This window comes from Leisingera sp. CC-HEC093 (genome assembly GCF_059429195.1).
In genome coordinates this window covers 145,688-163,337 of sequence record NZ_JCAIJR010000002.1, presented here as the reverse complement: position 1 = coordinate 163,337, position 17,650 = coordinate 145,688, and the positions used below count along the sequence as shown (strand labels likewise).

11 protein-coding genes are annotated in these 17,650 nt (G+C 65.0%); 5 read left to right on the top strand and 6 right to left on the bottom strand.

The genetic code is table 11. The features are described 5' to 3' along the window. Positions 1 to 35 precede the first annotated feature (35 nt). From AC5STB_RS20745 to AC5STB_RS20735, 3 genes are all read left to right on the top strand, one after another. On the top strand, positions 36 to 713 hold the full coding sequence (locus AC5STB_RS20745; RefSeq protein WP_495444762.1) for a sugar transferase: 678 nt from the start codon (positions 36 to 38) through the stop codon (positions 711 to 713). A gap of 75 nt (positions 714 to 788) precedes the next feature. Beyond that, the gene (locus AC5STB_RS20740; protein WP_495444761.1) at positions 789 to 2,042 is read left to right on the top strand and encodes a right-handed parallel beta-helix repeat-containing protein; all 1,254 of its coding nucleotides are present in this window, start codon (positions 789 to 791) and stop codon (positions 2,040 to 2,042) included. 158 nt (positions 2,043 to 2,200) lie between these two features. Then, positions 2,201 to 3,127 (top strand): glycosyltransferase family 2 protein, encoded by a 927-nt coding sequence (locus tag AC5STB_RS20735; protein WP_495444760.1) that lies wholly within the window; start codon positions 2,201 to 2,203, stop codon positions 3,125 to 3,127. Positions 3,128 to 3,258: 131 nt separating this feature from the next. Here AC5STB_RS20735 and AC5STB_RS20730 read toward each other — a convergent pair whose 3' ends face one another. Continuing rightward, a complete protein-coding gene (locus AC5STB_RS20730; protein ID WP_495444759.1) occupies positions 3,259 to 5,022 on the bottom strand; it encodes a right-handed parallel beta-helix repeat-containing protein in 1,764 nt (587 codons plus the stop codon). Positions 5,023 to 5,585: 563 nt separating this feature from the next. Between AC5STB_RS20730 and AC5STB_RS20725 the strand changes: the two genes are divergently transcribed. Further along, positions 5,586 to 5,789 (top strand): hypothetical protein, encoded by a 204-nt coding sequence (locus AC5STB_RS20725; RefSeq protein ID WP_495444758.1) that lies wholly within the window; start codon positions 5,586 to 5,588, stop codon positions 5,787 to 5,789. Between the two features lie 181 nt (positions 5,790 to 5,970). Here the strand turns inward: AC5STB_RS20725 and AC5STB_RS20720 are convergent, their stop codons facing one another. Then, complete coding sequence (locus AC5STB_RS20720) at positions 5,971 to 7,347, bottom strand: hypothetical protein (protein WP_495444757.1); 1,377 nt, start codon at positions 7,345 to 7,347, stop codon at positions 5,971 to 5,973. Between the two features lie 407 nt (positions 7,348 to 7,754). On the opposite strand from AC5STB_RS20720, the gene AC5STB_RS20715 reads away from it, so the two are divergent. Continuing rightward, complete coding sequence (locus AC5STB_RS20715; RefSeq protein ID WP_495444756.1) at positions 7,755 to 8,339, top strand: polysaccharide biosynthesis/export family protein; 585 nt, start codon at positions 7,755 to 7,757, stop codon at positions 8,337 to 8,339. Positions 8,340 to 8,445: 106 nt separating this feature from the next. On the opposite strand, the gene AC5STB_RS20710 is transcribed toward AC5STB_RS20715, so the two are convergent. The 4 genes from AC5STB_RS20710 to AC5STB_RS20695 form a co-directional block, all read right to left on the bottom strand. Beyond that, complete coding sequence (locus AC5STB_RS20710) at positions 8,446 to 13,866, bottom strand: Ig-like domain-containing protein (RefSeq protein ID WP_495444755.1); 5,421 nt, start codon at positions 13,864 to 13,866, stop codon at positions 8,446 to 8,448. A 448-nt stretch (positions 13,867 to 14,314) separates the two neighbouring features. Further along, complete coding sequence (locus AC5STB_RS20705) at positions 14,315 to 14,587, bottom strand: hypothetical protein (RefSeq protein ID WP_495444754.1); 273 nt, start codon at positions 14,585 to 14,587, stop codon at positions 14,315 to 14,317. Positions 14,588 to 14,751: 164 nt separating this feature from the next. Further along, complete coding sequence (locus AC5STB_RS20700; RefSeq protein ID WP_495444753.1) at positions 14,752 to 15,432, bottom strand: YjbF family lipoprotein; 681 nt, start codon at positions 15,430 to 15,432, stop codon at positions 14,752 to 14,754. Between the two features lie 2 nt (positions 15,433 to 15,434). Continuing rightward, complete coding sequence (locus AC5STB_RS20695) at positions 15,435 to 17,645, bottom strand: YjbH domain-containing protein (protein ID WP_495444752.1); 2,211 nt, start codon at positions 17,643 to 17,645, stop codon at positions 15,435 to 15,437. Positions 17,646 to 17,650: the final 5 nt, after the last annotated feature.

Here is a 17,650-nt window from a genome sequence, read left to right as displayed (position 1 = left end):
GGATGGGTAATTAACCTCGCTTTCAGGGGGGGGACATGAAAGAGATATCGGGGCTCTCATCGCCAGAGCTCGTGAAAGGGGCGTCGCCTGACCGGGCCCGAAGTTTGGCTTCCTGCGCGGGCGACAGATCATTCCTTCTATCGAAACGGATCTTCGATATTGCCGTCAGCCTGCTTGCGCTGCCTGTGCTGCTGGGGATTTGCAGCGTTCTGCTTGTGCTCAATCCGGTTTGGAACAAGGGCAGCCTTTTCTTCACGCAGCGGCGCACCGGCAAGGACGGCAAGGATTTCGTGATGATCAAGTTCCGTTCGATGTCACCGGCGGGCTCCAAGCTGCGCGGGGCGGACGATTCCCTGGAGCAGCATCGCATCACGCCGCTGGGGCACTGGCTGCGGCGCACGAAAATTGATGAAACCCCGCAATTTCTGAACGTCCTGAACGGCGACATGAGCCTGATCGGGCCGCGTCCCGAAGCTGCCGCGTTCAAGCAGGCCTATCTGGCCGAGATTCCGTTCTATTCCCTGCGTTGGGCGGTGCGGCCGGGCATCACCGGCTATGCGCAGGTCACGCAAGGCTACACGGACAGCATTGAGATGGTGCGCCGGAAGTCGGAGTTTGATGATTACTATATACGCAACATGGGGTGGCGGATTGATCTGCGCATTATCGTCAAAACGATCAAGATCATTTTTGTGCCGCAGACGGACGCCTGAAGCGGCCCGCCGGACCGCGCCTGCCCCGCCAGGCCGGCGGGCGGGGGCGCTCCCGGCATTCGGGTGCAGTTCCCGATGACGGTCTTTCGCTTCCCGCAGGCCCTGCTTCTGGCATCTGCCGCCCTGGGCGCCGTGTTGGCCGTCATTGCCGGTGTTGTGCCCGAGGCTGGGCGGTCGCACTCGACGGCGCGCAATTTCCATTCCAGCGACCTCAACTGGCAGCCCGGGGGGGATGTGACGGCCGACTTCGCCCGGTTTGCGGCAAGGGTGATCCGCCCGGGCGAGAGTCTGGTTCTGGATCACATGTACGGCCTGGATGCCGGGGCAAAGATCCAGCTGCCCGACAACGTTACCCTGGCTGCCAAGAACGGCGGCGGCTTCGACCTGCAAAGGACCGGCGCCTCCAACCGCAGCACGATCCTGATGGGCAATGGCGGCACCCTCAGCAATATCACCATCACCGCCAGCGGCGCCCCCGACACCGATTTCGAGGGCCTCAACCCGATGCGCGGCATCGATTTCGATCCGGCCCGGGCGGTCGGCATCCACGGTGCTGACAACGTGACGGTGATCAACAGCAGCTTTTCGGGCAATATCGACCAGTTCCTGAATGTCCACAACAGCGACAACCTGATTGTGCAGGGCACCCGTTTCACCGGCGCGCGGACCCAGCTGCAGATGAGCGGCAACGTGGCCGGCGCGCTGATCTACCGCAGCCGTTTCGCGGGCGCGCTCGGGGACGGGATCAAGACGCTCGACGGCAACAACACCGGCACCCGGGTGATCGAGAGCCTGTTTGAGGACAATAGCCGGGACGGGATCGACACCACCGGCGGCTTTAAGGACGCGGTAGTCCGGGGCACGGTGTTTTACAACAACTCCAGCGCGCTGGACATCAAGTCCCCGATCCATGACGCGGGCGACCTGACCCGGCCGCATGTGAACAGCAACATCCTGATCGACGGGGCCTATATCACCGGGTCGGGCAATGCGATCGTGACCACCTTCACGGATTACACCGGCCAGGTCACCGCCGCGACTGCCGACAGCTATATCCCGCACGACATCACGGTGGCCAACTCCACCTTCGAGAATGTCGGCCGGGCGTTCCTGATCAAGGACGGCTACAATATCACCTGGTCGGATCTGGTGTTCCGCAACGTGGACAGCGAAGCGCGGATCATGAACAGCGACGCGCCCGATGGCTGGCACCGGCTGAGCGGCGGCCGCCAGAACATCGGCGGCGGCTACTCGACCGCGCCGGTGCAGAACCTGACCGCAGACGCGCTGTGGGGGTTTGAGGCGGGGGCCGGGGGCGGTCCCCCGTGACCCACCCCCGGGCAGGAGGGTTTTAGGGCCGGCTGTTCCGGCCTTGCGGTTCCTGCCTTGCAAGCGCCCTGCCGGGGCGGCGGAACGGCACCGGAAAACACGCATCTTTGAGGCGGAGAAAGAAATGCAGCTTTGCGCACAACTGGCAGGATCAGGCAATGTCTGAAACGAGACCCCCGAAAGTCAGCATCGGCCTGCCTGTCTACAACGGCGCAAGGTACCTGGCAGAGGCGGTCGGCTCCGTTCTTGCCCAGGACTTCGCAGACTTCGAGCTGATCCTGTCCGACAATGCCTCGAGTGATGAAACCCAAGAGATCTGCATGGCCTTTGCCAAGGCGGATTCCCGGGTAAAATACGTGCGCCATCCTAAGAACATCGGGGCCGCCAAAAACCACAATTACACCTTCCTTGCAGCCTCCGGCGAGTTCTTTCAGTGGTTTGCCCATGACGACGTTCTGGGGCCGCAGTTTCTGTCCCTGTGCCTCAGCGAGTATGAGCGCCGCGAAGCCGATCCTATGCTGGTCTATCCGAAGTTCGCATTCATTGACGAGAATTCGAACGTGCTCGACCGGCCAAGACGGACGGTGGTGGCCACGGCTGAAACCGCCTCGGAGCGCCTTGTCCAAACGCTGGATTCCATTGGCGCGATGGTTGAGGTCTACGGCTTGTTCCGGAGAGAGTCCCTGGCCAGGACGCGGCTGGTAGGCAGCTATGTCAGCTCCGACATCTTCTTTCTGGCCGAATGCGCGCTGGCCGGGCCTATCGTCTGCGCCGAAGGCGAGACGCAGTTCTTCCGCCGCATGCATGGCGGCAGTTCACGGCAGGCCAACACAACCGATGAAACCGTTCTGCAATGGTTCGATCCCGATGCGGCAGTCCGCAAACCCGCCAAATGGAGGGCCCGGTCGTATGATTATTACCTGCAAAGCGGGGTTGAGGAGTATTTGAAGGCGGCGCTGCTGGTCAGGGGCATTCCCTTTTCCCAGCGGGCCGGCGCCGTCGCGGCACTGCTGGGCCGCCGCATCCGGAACAAGTTCCGGCGGCGCAGGAGACCTGCGCCCAAGTACTCCCGGCCGCAGCCGTGACCGCGCTGCCGGCGTTTGCCTTCAGAACGGGGCTCTCCCCGGCGCCTTTCGGGGCCGGAGAGGCCTTGCGTTCTTGACGCAGCCCGGGCGCGCGGACCGGGCCGCCGTGTATCTGCGCCGCCGTGCGGCGGTCAGAAGATGAAGTCGCCGGCGTCCAGCATGCTTTCCGCCACACCTGCCAGCGTCATCGTGTTGCCGAGACCATCGGAAATCACGGCCTCAGCGCCGCCGGACAGGTGATTGGCCTTCAGGTCGGCGAAACCGGTGATCCCGGCGACGCCGCTGAGATCAATCTGATCGCCCGCCTCAAAGCCGTCCACCAGATCGGCGCCGCTTGAAAACACCAGCGTATCCGCCCCCGCGCCGCCGCGCAGGGTGTCGTTGCCGCCGCCGCCGTTCAGGACATCCGTGCCGCTGCCGCCTTTCAGGACATCCCTGCCGCGGCCGCCGTGCAGGCCGTCGCCGCCGCTGCCGCCGTGCAGAAAGTCGTTGCCGCGGCCGCCGTGCAGGTCATCGTTGCCGCTGCCGCCGCGCTCCCTGTCGCGGCCGCCGCCGCCACGCAGAATGTCGCCGCCGTCACCGCCGAAGATCAGGTCCCTGCCGGTGCCGCCGCCGATCTCGTCGCTGCCGCCTTTGCCGTCGATGGTGTCATTGCCGGCGCCGCCGAAGAAGATATCCTGTTCCGCGCTGCCCGTGATAAGATTGTCGCCGCTCAGATCGCCGGGCTCGCCGCCGCCGTCACCGCCGTCTCCGCTGCCCAGTGTGCCGCTGGCGCCCGCTTCAAAGCCCCACAGCGCGTCGGCGGAGCGGTTCTGCACCGGCGCGGTCGAGTAGTCGCCGCCGATGTTCTGGCTGCCGTCGCTCAGCCGGTGCCAGCCGTTGGGCGCGTCGCTGTTCATGATCCGCGCTTCGCTGTCCACATTGCGGAACACCAGGTCCGACCAGGTGATGTTGTAGCCGTCCTTGATCAGGAACGCCCGGCCGACATTCTCGAAGGTGGAGTTGGTCACCGTGATGTCGTGCGGGATATAGCTGTCGGCGTTCGCGGCGGTGACCTTGCCGGTGTAATCCGTGAAGGTGGTCACGATCCCGCTGTTGGAGCCGGAGATATGGACGCCGTCGATCAGGATGTTGCTGTTCACATACGGGCGGGTCATGTCGCCGGAATCATGGATCGGGGACTTGATGTCCAGCGCGCTGAAATTGCGGTAGAAAACAGAGTCCTTGACCACCGCGTCCTTAAAGCCGCCGGTGGTGTCGATCCCGTCCCGGGTGTTGTTCTCAAACAGGCTCTCGATCACCCGGGTGCCGGTGTTGCGGCCGTCGATCGTCTTGATCCCGTCGCCGACCGCCTCTTCGAAATGGCTGCGGTAGATCAGCGCGTCCGCCACGTCGCCGCCCATCAGCAGCTGGGTCCGCGCGCCGGTGAAATGGGTGTTCTCGACAACCAGGTTGTCGCTGTCGTGGACATTCAGGAACTGGTCGATATTGCCCGCAAAGCTGCTGTTGATCACCGTGACATCATCAGCGTCGTGGATGCCGATCGCCCGGCCGCGGTGGAAATCGGTGCCCTGCTGCGGGTTGAGGCCCTCGAAATCGGTGTCCGGGGCGCCGCTGGCGGTGATGGTGATGTTGTTGAGCGTGCCGCCATTGCCCATCAGGATCGAGCTGCGGTTGGAGGCATTGGTGTTCTGCAGGTCAAAGCCGCCGCCGTTTTCTGCTGCCAGGGTGACATTGTCAGGCAGCTGGATCTCCATACCGGCGTTCAGGTCGTGCATCCGGTCGAGCACCAAAGTGTCGCCAGGCTTCAGAACCTTGCTGACCAGCTCCGCAAGCTGGCTCGTAACATTCTGACCGGCTGCCCAGCCCAGGTCGGAGGAATAGTAAACAGTCATAGATCTTCCTTTCGCGGACGGCCGTTCAGAGCCGTTTTGCGAGTGTTCAGTCATTGGCAGGGAAAGCGGGCTTTGCCTGATCCCTCTTGTTTTGCGCAGCGGGGTCGCATGCGCAGCTTGGCACCATGGGCTTGATGGCCCTGTTTACACTTCGAATGAGGCAACTCGAAGGCGGGATCATGACTGTTCGAAAGCGCCCTTAGGGACAACTGCAATCCCGGCGCAGGTCCTGATCCGGCGCGAAACCGCCGAGTTCGGGGGAACGGCGGCGGGGGATTGCTGAATCGGGAGGCGGGCGGCACGCCATGCCCCGGGCCGCCCGTCCCGGTGCCGACAGGGGGGCGGAGGAGGGTCTGCTCAACGCGGCAAGGCTGCTGGAACCGCCGCGCAGAGATCTCCGGTCAGGCATATCCCCGCCTATTTTGTGCCTTGCAGTTTAATCAAGCCCTCCACACTCCGCCTCAAATATACTAAAGTGGTAAAAACTGACCTTAAGAGAGTGTTAATCTCGCGAATATACCCTGTTCGACTAAGGTGTTTCTGCTGAAAAAGGAGCAGTGATCTTGGGACTTATGCTGGTTGGCATACTTGTCGGGACAGTGTCGGCCGCGGCCGCATTGATCGCCGGATACTCGCTCTTGGGTGCATTCGCCATTTATCTTGGCAGCAGCTGCTTGAGCATGCTCATTGCTGCCGCGGCAGCAATTCTCATTTCTGAACGCAAGCTGTTTGCGAAAGATCCGCAAAACAAAGCCCTCCGTTCTTGACCCAGGGCCTGCCCGGGCGGCCTCTCTCCCTGCCTTCTGCCGGTTTCTGCCGCGCCAGGCCGGTACAGCACCGCTGCTGAGACCTGAGCCCTCGCCATCGGCCGCCGCTGCGCCATTGGCGCGCGCAGGCGGTTTGCCCTCAGGCATTTACCTGATGTGCTGCATGCGCGGGCCTGCCGGATCAGGGCCGGAAGACGAGATCCCGGCGCATCGTGAAAAAGACGGAGTGGGATTGCGCGCGCGGCTCTGCCAGCTCCTCGCGCAGGCGGTAGCGGTAGCCAAGATCCAGCCCCCAGTCCCTGGTCAGGGCGTGCCGGTATGAGACCGTGAAATCCCCGATGTCGGTCTGGTCGCCGGTTTCCTCGCTGATCGAGTAGCCGGCATTGAGGCCGATGGCTGAAACACTGTTGATGTCGTGGGCATAGTCAAGGAACAGGGCGGTTCTCAGAGTGTTGCCGTTTTCTTCATCAAAGCTCACGGAACGGTCGAACCGCGCGCTCATTACGCCGCTGGCAAGCTCCTGGCTCCAGTCAAGGGAGCCGATGACATCGGCGCCGCCCGCATCGGTGTCCGCAACACCAAGCGTAACCGCAAAAGCGCCGGTCTTCATGTCGAGGCTGCGCCCGGCCCGGAAGGTGCGGATGTCCCCGTCCTCTGTCACGATCTGCTCGATTTCGGCATTGACGGTTCCATTGGGCATATCCCGCACCAGCCGCAGGAAACCGGACGGGCCCTGGGTTTGCGTAACGGTGCCGAACTCCCGCGTGTCGATGGTGGTATAGCCCAGCTGCGTCTGAAGACGCAGGATCGGGGATACCTCAAGGTTCAGGCCCAAATACCCGGTTTTGGTTTCCCGCCGCGTCTGCTCCTCATCCTCGGCATCATACACCTGGTAAGCGGCCCCCAATGTGCCTGTCACCAGCGGCGTGAAGCGCAGGGAAACATCCGCATCCAGATTGCTGAGGTCGTTGTCGAACAGGCTCGGGTTGGTTGTGTCGGAATAGCGCAGCGCAAGATACTCGCCGCTGAGCGCCGCCCCGACCGGCGCGTCCTCGCCAAGCTTGAGATTGAACCCGGTCTGGTAGCGCTCACGGGTGCCGGTTCCGTTCAGATCGTCCAGATCGGGCGGCAGATCGATTTCGCCGGCGTCATTCTCGAAATCCTCAAGCGGGCGCAGGAATTCGATGTCCGACTGAAAATAGCTGGCATTGAAATCAAACGCGGATTGCGCGCCTGTGCGGCCGTAGCCCAGTTCAAGGCGCTGCTCGTCAAGCCCCGATTCCGCCCCCGGCCCGTTCACCGCGCGCAGAGTGCCGGAAGCGGTCAGCCCGAACCGGTCCAGCGGCGTTTCACGCAGCAGCCCGAAAGACAGGCCGGTGGAGGCGAAGGTCGTGCTGCCCAGGCTGACCGGATCCAGGCTGAGATTGTCGCTGCTCTCAAAGCTCTGGCTGAAGCCGTAAGCGATTTGAGTCTCATTGCCCTGAACTGCGGCGGGCAGCAGGCAGCCCGCAAAACAGGCGCCGGCTGAAAGGCTGCGATAGATTAGATGCCGTCCCACGATTGCCCCAACTCTTGCTGTCATCGTTTTTATACTTTGCTTCCGCCGCCGCAGCCAGTGTTGCCTCTGGCCGCCTGCAGCCTGTCGTCCTGCATTCCTATTATACGGATTCCATAGCCTTGCGCGCGGCACGTCCGCGAATACAGCCGCTGGCAGGATCTTTGCCCCGCGCCGTATTGAAATTGCAACATATCGGGGGGCGGTTGAGCCTGCGGCCCGGCTGCAGGCCTTGCGCCGGGCGGCCAGGCTGCTTTCAGGATCTGTCCTGCCCTGCCGGCGGGAACAGCGGCCCGGGTGCGAAAAAAACGCCCTACCTTAGGGCAGTTCTGAATAAAATCTAGGCCTTACAGTGAGGCAAGACACGCGCTAAGCTGTCCCAATAGCCACAAACCTTGTGAGGACCAGCCATGTTCAGGGTTCTGTTAGGAATTTTTGCCGCGCTGCTTTTTACGGCCGCAGCTCAGGCGCAAAGCAGCTACCGGATCAAATCGGGCGATACGCTCAACGTTGAAGTTCTTGAGGATTCGACCCTCAACCGCAGCACGCTCGTGCTGCCGGACGGCTCCATCAGCTTTCCGCTGGCGGGCAGCGTTCCGGCCGGCGGGCGCACCGTCGACCAGGTCCGGAGCGACCTGACACGGAAACTGTCCTCCACTTTTGCCTCGCCGCCGACGGTGTTCGTATCGGTCGGCGCTGTCGGCGTGCGCCCGGCGGCCGCGGTTTCGGCGGCTCCGGCGACCAGGGCAATCTACGTCACCGGCGAAATCGCCAATCCGGGAAAGCTGGAGGCAACCCGGGGCACCACGCTTCTGCAGGCGATTGCGCAGGCTGGCGGGCTGACCCGGTTCGCAGCGGACAAGCGGATCCAGCTGCGCCGCGGGGACAAGATTTTCCTGTACAACTTCAGAACAAACGGCGGCAGCCTCTCCGGCAGTACGGTTCTGGTTCCGGGCGATGTGATCGTCGTGCCGCAGCGGCGTCTGTTTGAATAGGGCTGCGGCCCTCCCGGAAATCTTTGGGAAAAAGGCGCGGCCCGCGGCCGCTCAGGGGCTGCCGTCCCGCCCCTGCCCGCTCCGGCCGCCCGGCGGCAGCCGGAAGTCAGGCAATCGTGTCGCTGAAAACAAACTCGTCACCGGTGATCGAAAGGCCGTAAGTCCCCGCCAGAACCCCGATCAGCTCGTCTGCGCTGCCCGGCGCCCCGCGCAGCCAGACCGCCGTGCCGTCAGGCAATCCGGCGGCGTCCTCGGACAGGACGTAATCCGATGCGCTGCCGTGCAGCTGCACCTGGTCCTGGCCCGCCGTGAAATCCCAGACATAGGCGTAATCGTCGAGACCGGCCCCGGTTGTGCCGTCATCGTAGTAGACGAACGTGTCGTCCCCCAGCAGGAACAGGTCGCCGCCGCCATTGCCGGCAAGGATATCGAGTTCGCCCTGCCCCGGGGCGGCCGACCCCGTATCCACCGCCGACAGAAGGTCGCTGGTGCCGGTGCCTTTCACAATGTCGCTGCCGCCGATCTCGGTGACGGCTATGTCATGGAAGGTCACGTCGTAATAATGGCTGAGCAGCGCAAAGCCGCTGGTAATCGGCGCCTCCGATGCAATGATGCGCTGGAACAGCCAGTCCACAGGCTCAGCAGTGCCTTCTTCCCAGACTTTCACGCTGTACAGCCGGTCTATGACATTGGCCTGCTCCACCCGGATGGTGAAATTGTATTCCGTGTCTTCTTCCAGCTTGACCGGATAATTGCCGCCATCGTTGAAGAACCGGAACCGCCCGTTCGGATCGCCGTTGAAATAGAACAGCCATTCTGAAGGGTCGTATCCGGATTTCGGCTGCCAGCCGGACAGCGGATCATCCGTATGCCCTTCCCACCACGGGCCGAATCCGAAGGTGCCGCCGTCACGCCCCCGGGGATCCTCGGAATACAGATCGTGCCCGGTGAAGGACAGGTTGACCTCGTAATAATCCCAGCTGTCGTCGCCCAGAACCACGAACCGGTCATAGCCGGGTTCCGTAAGCCGGAGGCCGTCACCGGTCAGGGCCCAGTGCCCGTCGACGACCTGCACAACATCCTGAACATTGGTGACCGTGCTCCAGTCGATCGAGTAATCGGCCGCCCAGGTGCTGCCGCTCTGGTATTCGATCGTCACGTCCTGGGTATGGGACGAACCGTCATCATAGCGCGCGATGATCGAAATCTGATCGTCCGCGGCGCTGCCATCAAGCTCGGCAAAGTCGATATCGATGTTGAAATCGCCCTCTTCGGCAAGGCGCCGTGTGTCCGGGCCGATTTCAAGGGCGCGTTCGGCGCCGCCATTGAGCGTGTAACTCAGCGAGGTGAGATTGGTGGCGACGGCATTCCCGAGGACGTTGATCCAGCGCTGCGCTTCTCCAAGAAGCCCAAAGGTCTGGGTATCGCCGTACCACACGTGGATCGGGCTGCCGACATTGATGGTTGCGGTTGCGGTATCGCTGCCGGTGCCGTCGCTGACCGTGTAGGTAAAGCTGTCGGTGCCGGTGAAGCCCGCGTCCGGCGTGTAGGTGATGGTGTTGTCGGCATTGATCACTGCCGTGCCGCTGGCGGGGGCGGTGACCGCGGTAACGCTGAGCGGATCGCCGTCCGCGTCGCTGTCATTGGCCAGCACATCCAGCACCACGGCGGTGTCCTGGGCCGCATTGGCGCTGTCATCACCCGCCGCAGGCGGGGTGTTGCCCGGCGGGGTGACCGTCACCGTTGCGGTTGCGGTATCGATGCCGGTGCCGTCGCTGACCGTATAGGTAAAGCTGTCGGTGCCGGTGAAGCCCGCGTCCGGCGTGTAGGTGATGGTGTTGTCGGCATTGATCACTGCCGTGCCGCTGGCGGGGGCGGTGACCGCGGTGACGGTGAGCGGGTCGCCGTCCGCGTCGCTGTCATTGGCCAGCACATCCAGCACCACGGCGGTGTCCTGGGCCGCATTGGCACTGTCGTCACCCGCCGCAGGCGGGGTGTTGGTGCTGCCCCCGTCCTCATTGGCAATCGGCGCTGCGGTGTTCTCAAAGTAATCGGCCTCGGCGATGTAGCCCGGCGCGCCGCCGCTGCTGTTTGACATCAGCCCCACCGCCGTCACCGTGATTGCTTCGGTGAAGCTGCGCGACACCGTCCAGTTGCTGCCGTCGGCAGACAGCTCGAAGGTCCACCTGTCCCCGTCCCGGGTCAGCCGCATATAGGGCATCTCGGCGGTGCCCAGGCTGAGGTTGAACTTGGTGCGGGTGTCGCCGCCGGTTGTCGCCGCGCCATAGGCGAACAGCCCGGAGCCGTTTGAGTAGATATCAAAACGCAGCCAGGTGCCCGCGTCCTGCTCCACCAGGAACCCCTGCCCCTGGTACTGCGCGTCCGGCGAGGTCAGCCAGCGCGTGACGAGCTGGAAATCCTCGTCCGCCGCCGCCTGGACAATGCGCGCGCCGTTGTTGGTGTCATAAGGGTTGAAGTCGCCCGCCGGCGTCTCCAGCCGGATAAAGGCCTCCTCGCCGGCCGTGCCGGACGCCGCCGTGGCCCCCGCAGGCGCCACAAAGCTCCAGACAAGCGGATCAAGCGCGCCAGACGAAAAATCGTCAGAGACGATTTCTCCCGGCGGCGGGCTGACCGTCACCGTTGCGGTTGCGGTATCGCTGCCGGTGCCGTCGCTGACCGTGTAGGTAAAGCTGTCGGTGCCGGTGAAGCCCGCGTCCGGCGTGTAGGTGATGGTGTTGTCGGCGTTGATCACCGCCGTGCCGCTGGCGGGGGCGGTGACCGCGGTGACGGTGAGCGGGTCGCCGTCCGCGTCGCTGTCATTGGCCAGCACATCCAGCACCACGGCGGTGTCCTGGGCCGCATTGGCGCTGTCATCACCCGCCGCTGGCGGAGTGTTGCCCGGCGGGCTGACCGTCACGGTTGCGGTTGCGGTATCGCTGCCGGTGCCGTCGCTGACCGTATAGGTAAAGCTGTCGGTGCCGGTGAAGCCCGCATCCGGCGTGTAGGTGATGGTGTTGTCGGCATTGATCACTGCCGTGCCGCTGGCGGGGGCGGTGACCGCGGTGACGGTGAGCGGGTCGCCGTCCGCGTCGCTGTCATTGGCCAGCACATCCAGCACCACGGCGGTGTCCTGGGCCGCATTGGCGCTGTCATCACCCGCCGCTGGCGGGGTGTTGCCCGGCGGGCTGACCGTCACGGTTGCGGTTGCGGTATCGCTGCCGGTGCCGTCGCTGACCGTGTAGGTGAAGCTGTCGGTGCCGGTGAAGCCCGCGTCCGGCGTGTAGGTGATGGTGTTGTCGGCATTGATCACTGCCGTGCCGCTGGCGGGGGCGGTGACCGCGGTAACGCTGAGCGGATCGCCGTCCGCGTCGCTGTCATTGGCCAGCACATCCAGCACCACGGCGGTGTCCTGGGCCGCATTGGCGCTGTCATCACCCGCCGCAGGCGGGGTGTTGCCCGGCGGGGTGACCGTCACCGTTGCGGTTGCGGTATCGATGCCGGTGCCGTCGCTGACCGTATAGGTAAAGCTGTCGGTGCCGGTGAAGCCCGCGTCCGGCGTGTAGGTGATGGTGTTGTCGGCATTGATCACTGCCGTGCCGCTGGCGGGGGCGGTGACCGCGGTGACGGTGAGCGGGTCGCCGTCCGCGTCGCTGTCATTGGCCAGCACATCCAGCACCACGGCGGTGTCCTGGGCCGCATTGGCGCTGTCGTCACCCGCCGCAGGCGGGGTGTTGGTGCTGCCCCCGTCCTCATTGGCAATCGGCGCTGCGGTGTTCTCAAAGTAATCGGCCTCGGCGATGTAGCCCGGCGCGCCGCCGCTGCTGTTTGACATCAGCCCCACCGCCGTCACCGTGATTGCTTCGGTGAAGCTGCGCGACACCGTCCAGTTGCTGCCGTCGGCAGACAGCTCGAAGGTCCACCTGTCCCCGTCCCGGGTCAGCCGCATATAGGGCATCTCGGCGGTGCCCAGGCTGAGGTTGAACTTGGTGCGGGTGTCGCCGCCGGTTGTCGCCGCGCCATAGGCGAACAGCCCGGAGCCGTTTGAGTAGATATCAAAACGCAGCCAGGTGCCCGCGTCCTGCTCCACCAGGAACCCCTGCCCCTGGTACTGCGCGTCCGGCGAGGTCAGCCAGCGCGTGACGAGCTGGAAATCCTCGTCCGCCGCCGCCTGGACAATGCGCGCGCCGTTGTTGGTGTCATAAGGGTTGAAGTCGCCCGCCGGCGTCTCCAGCCGGATAAAGGCCTCCTCGCCGGCCGTGCCGGACGCCGCCGTGGCCCCCGCAGGCGCCACAAAGCTCCAGACAAGCGGATCAAGCGCGCCAGACGAAAAATCGTCAGAGACGATTTCTCCCGGCGGCGGGCTGACCGTCACCGTTGCGGTTGCGGTATCGCTGCCGGTGCCGTCGCTGACCGTGTAGGTAAAGCTGTCGGTGCCGGTGAAGCCCGCGTCCGGCGTGTAGGTGATGGTGTTGTCGGCGTTGATCACCGCCGTGCCGCTGGCGGGGGCGGTGACCGCGGTGACGGTGAGCGGGTCGCCGTCCGCGTCGCTGTCATTGGCCAGCACATCCAGCACCACGGCGGTGTCCTGGGCCGCATTGGCGCTGTCATCACCCGCCGCTGGCGGAGTGTTGCCCGGCGGGCTGACCGTCACGGTTGCGGTTGCGGTATCGCTGCCGGTGCCGTCGCTGACCGTATAGGTAAAGCTGTCGGTGCCGGTGAAGCCCGCATCCGGCGTGTAGGTGATGGTGTTGTCGGCATTGATCACTGCCGTGCCGCTGGCGGGGGCGGTGACCGCGGTGACGGTGAGCGGGTCGCCGTCCGCGTCGCTGTCATTGGCCAGCACATCCAGCACCACGGCGGTGTCCTGGGCCGCATTGGCGCTGTCATCACCCGCCGCAGGCGGGGTGTTGGTGCTGCCCCCGTCCTCATTGGCAATCGGCGCTGCGGTGTTCTCAAAGTAATCGGCCTCGGCGATGTAGCCCGGCGCGCCGCCGCTGCTGTTCGACATCAACCCCACCGCCGTCACTGTGATTGCTTCGGTGAAACTGCGCGACACCGTCCAGTTGCTGCCGTCGGCAGACAGCTCGAAGGTCCACCTGTCCCCGTCCCGGGTCAGCCGCATATAGGGCATCTCGGCGGTGCCCAGGCTGAGGTTGAACTTGGTGCGGGTGTCGCCGCCGGTTGTCGCCGCGCCATAGGCGAACAGTCCGGAGCCGTTTGAGTAGATATCAAAACGCAGCCAGGTGCCGGCGTCCTGCTCCACCAGGAAGCCCTGCCCCTGGTACTGCGCGTCCGGCGAGGTCAGCCAGCGCGTGACGAGCTGGAAATCCTCGTCCGCCGCCGCCTGGACAATGCGCGCGCCGTTGTTGGTGTCATAAGGGTTGAAGTCGCCCGCGGGCGTCTCCAGCCGGATAAAGGCCTCCTCGCCGGCCGTGCCGGACGCCGCCGTGGCCCCCGCAGGCGCCACAAAGCTCCAGACAAGCGGATCAAGCGCGCCAGACGAAAAATCGTCAGACTGAAAGGTCATCGGCCCCCCCAAGCGATACACAACAAACACAGTCAGCAGCTAACCCAAGGCCGCTAGAAAGCAAGGCATGCGGGGCGCCAACCCTTACCGCCGCATTGCCACAAGGCCCTGCCAACACTATCAGTTACAGCCCGTTCTGCCAAGCTGGGGAGGTTTTTGCGGACAGCTGCGATGAGGGCTCCGTCCGGGATCTCAACCCAAAAGCGAATTGCCCGCGGATGGTGCGGACAACCAGGCAGGACAGCCCGTATCCGGCCTTCATCTCATGCGGGCAGCTCATGCGGGAAGGAGCGCTGCCGGGCCGCCGCAGGGGCTGGAGGGCATGTTCTCAGAAGCGGTATCCGCCCGGGCGGGGGCAGGTTTCTCCAGAGTGCCGGCAGACATGAAAAACGGGCCCGAAAGGCCCGTTTCCTTGAAAGCATTCCAAGTGCCCCGGAGGGCAGCCGGATCAATCGGTGGTGGTGGTGCTGGTTGCGTTGTCGTCGTCATTGGCAACCACGCCAATCACAACCACGCCGGCCACGATGCCTGCAGTGGCACCGGCGCTCAGGCCGCCCAGGGCAAAGCCGTTTGCAGCACCTGCGCCGCCGGCACCTGCACCTGCGCCGCCGGCGCCTGCGCCGGCACCCGGTGCAGCCGGTGTAGCCGGCTGCTGCTGCGCCGAAACGGCAGTGGCGGATGCCAGGGCTGCCAAGGTCAGGGCGGTCATAAGTTTCTTCATATCAAACTCCTTCGGAGAACTGTGGAACAGGCCGTTGATCGGACCTTAGGGGAGGCGGGTTTTCATTTCAACGTGGAGAATAGCTGCAAAACTGTTGAAATCCGGTTTGCAGCGCGGATTTTTTCCGTCCGTTGCCGCAATGCCGCTGGTGCCGGGGGCAAGGGTCAGCGCCGCAGCTGGCGGATCCGCACATAGCCGATTTCAGCGCCTGCCCATTGCCGCGACTGCCACACCAGGGTGCGCCCGGGGCGGGAATCGACCCAGTAATCGTTGACCACCGCCCCGCCGCCGCCCTCGCAGTGCTCCTGCAGATGGCGGGCGGGATGGGTGATGCCGACGATCTCCACCGGCACCAGGCCCAGATCCTGCAGGCTGCAGGCCATGTTCACGATGGTCTGGCCGTTGCCTTCGGCACGCAATGCATAGCGGCGGGCGCCGCCGCGGGCGGGGCCGCCAATACCCTCTGCCGCAGGCACCTGCGCCGACAGGAGGCCGCCGCCGAGGCCGCGGGTGGCGATCAGCATGCCCTGGCGCAGAGCGACCGAGACATTGTCCTGGGTGCGCCAGACCTCGATCTGCCCGGGATGGCTGTCGCGGCGGCTGAGCGTCCGGCTCAGATAGGCCTTGGCATCGCGGTTCTCGACGGTGACCTCGATATAGTCCTGGGGCTGCTGGTCCAAGAGCGCCCGGGTCAGCTGGGCCGGCGGCGGCGCGTCGCCGCGGCGGCTGAATTGCTCGCCGACAGCCTGCAGCACCGCCAGCTCGGCCGGCGCCTCGTCGGGGCCGCGGGCGCATCCCCCCAGCAGCAGGGCGGCGGCCAGGACGGCGGCAGCGGCACGGATCATGCTCATTCCCAGAACCTCGCACGCTGGTTTTCCAGGCTTCTGCGGTGGGCTGCGCGCACCGGCGCGTAAAGCCGGCCCGGCACGATCACCTTCTGGCCGCCGTCGCGCTGGGTCGGGCGGATGGTCAGGCCGAAGCTGGAGCGTGACGGTTTGCCCAGGAGCCAGTCCACCGGAATGCGGAAACGGAAGCCCTTGTCAAAGGAGCCTTCGCCAAAGTCCTCGGACGAGACATCGGTGAGGGTGAAGAAGGCGCCGACCAGGAAGCCGTTGTTGAACTCGCGGTTCAGGCTGACGGTGCCGCCGTAATCGCCGGCCAGGTAGCGCCCGGCATCCAGCTGCAGCTGGTAGCCCCGGTCCAGCTCGTAATAGGCCGAGGCATGGCCGGTGAAGGTCCTGTAGTCGCGGAAGGAAAACCGCTGGTCGAAATCACGCTGCACCACATAGTTGGCTTCCAGCCCGAGGCCGAGGCGGCTGTTCACCGGCTTCCACAGCACCTCGCCGGAAACACCGCCGTACATGCTCTCAAACAGGCCGGCAGTGGCGCGGGCATAGAGATTGCTGCCCGGCTTCCACAGGCGGCTGACATAGAGGTTTTCCAGCGTGGTGCCGTATTGGGCATATTCCGCCTGGTCGGTGCGCACATGCGGCAGCACCGAGTTGGAGGCGCGGCCGCCTTCCACATTGCCCCAGATCCGCTGGCGGATGGCACCGGCGATGCGCCAGCCGGGCGCGGGCGCATAGGAGGCGGCGAAATCGACCCCGGCATCCAGGCGGAACGGCTGATCCGGGTCGAAATAGGCCGGCTGGGTGTAGGGGCTGACCGAGGTGGCAAAGGCCGGGTACAATTCATCCGAGAAGATCGCATCCTGCGGCAGCGGGCCTGCGTCCCTGATCCCGGCGGCAGCCAGCAGCGCATCTGCGGCCTCCGGGTCGAACTCCAGCGCCTCCAGGTCGGAACGGCGGATCTCGACCGCCGCCAGGCCGGTGCCGCGGCGCACCGGCACCAGGCGGAAGGTCTCCACCGAGGGCGGCATGGTCTGCGCCAGCGCGCGGGCGGCGCGGCCGGCGGCCTGCGATTCAGAGCGGTAGCGCAGGTTGCGGTAGCGCAGCTCGGCCTCTGTGCCGGTCAAGGTGACCGCCTCCAGCACCAGCCCGTCCGCCTTCAGCGCCTCTGCCGCCAGGTCGCGGATCTGGCGCTTGCGGCTGGCGCTTGCGGCCCAGTCCCGGGTCCAGTGCGCCTGTTCGGTGGCCCATTGGGTCCGCGGCACAACCGGGTGCGGCGCAGGCACGGCCAGCGGGGTGGGCGGATGTTTCGGATTGAGCTGGATCTGCGCGTTGAAGCCGAGTTCTGATCCGTAGAGGTAATAGGCGCCGAGCCGGACCCGGTCGGAATACTGGTATTCCACCCCGAAGTTGGCGGCGGACTTATGCTCGAACACATCCGAGTCGCGGGTTTCGATCACATAAGCATCGGTGGAATATTCCGCCTTGAAGCTCCAGCGCTCATCCGGCTGCCACTCAAAGCCTGCAAAAGGGGACACCGTGCCGCGGAACCACTGATCCGTGGACAGTTCGCCGCCGGTGTCGCCGGCGGCAAAGGCCGGGCGGGCGCCGCCGGTGGTGGCGATGCCGCCATTGCTGCCGAGCCGCCCCCAGCCGAAGCCGCCGGTGAGCTTCAGCCGCCCCGGCCCGCGGCCCCAGCCTAAGGCGGCGGCCTCAAAGCGCTTGGTGGCGACGAAATATTCCGCCGCATAGATGCCGGTGCCGGCAAAATCCTGCAGCCCCATGGTGACCTCGGGCAGCCAGCCCCGCTCGCGCCAGAGCCGGGCGCGCACGTCGAAGCCGCGGTCGTAATAGGTGTCAAAGCCGAACAGGTTCAGGTTCTGGATGCCGTTGTAGCGGAAGCTGGCCGACAGCCAGGGCAGCGCCTGAAAGGTGAGGTTGTAGCGGCTCTGGCCCGCGAACCAGGAATAGCTGACCGCGTACTGGCCGTCCGGCAGCATCTCCGCGCTTGGCATGTCGATGAGACCGGGGCTGCCATAGAAGTTGAGGCTGGGGGGCGGCAGCGGTTTCAGCCGCGGCGCGGCAGCGGCGGTGCCGGGTGCCGCCGCCCCGTCCGCGGCCCCGGGGTCCAGCGCCTGGCCCGGCAGGGCTGCCAGGCACAGCGCCGCCGCCGGGGCGGTCCTGCGCACGAGGGATTTGATCGGGGTCACGGGAA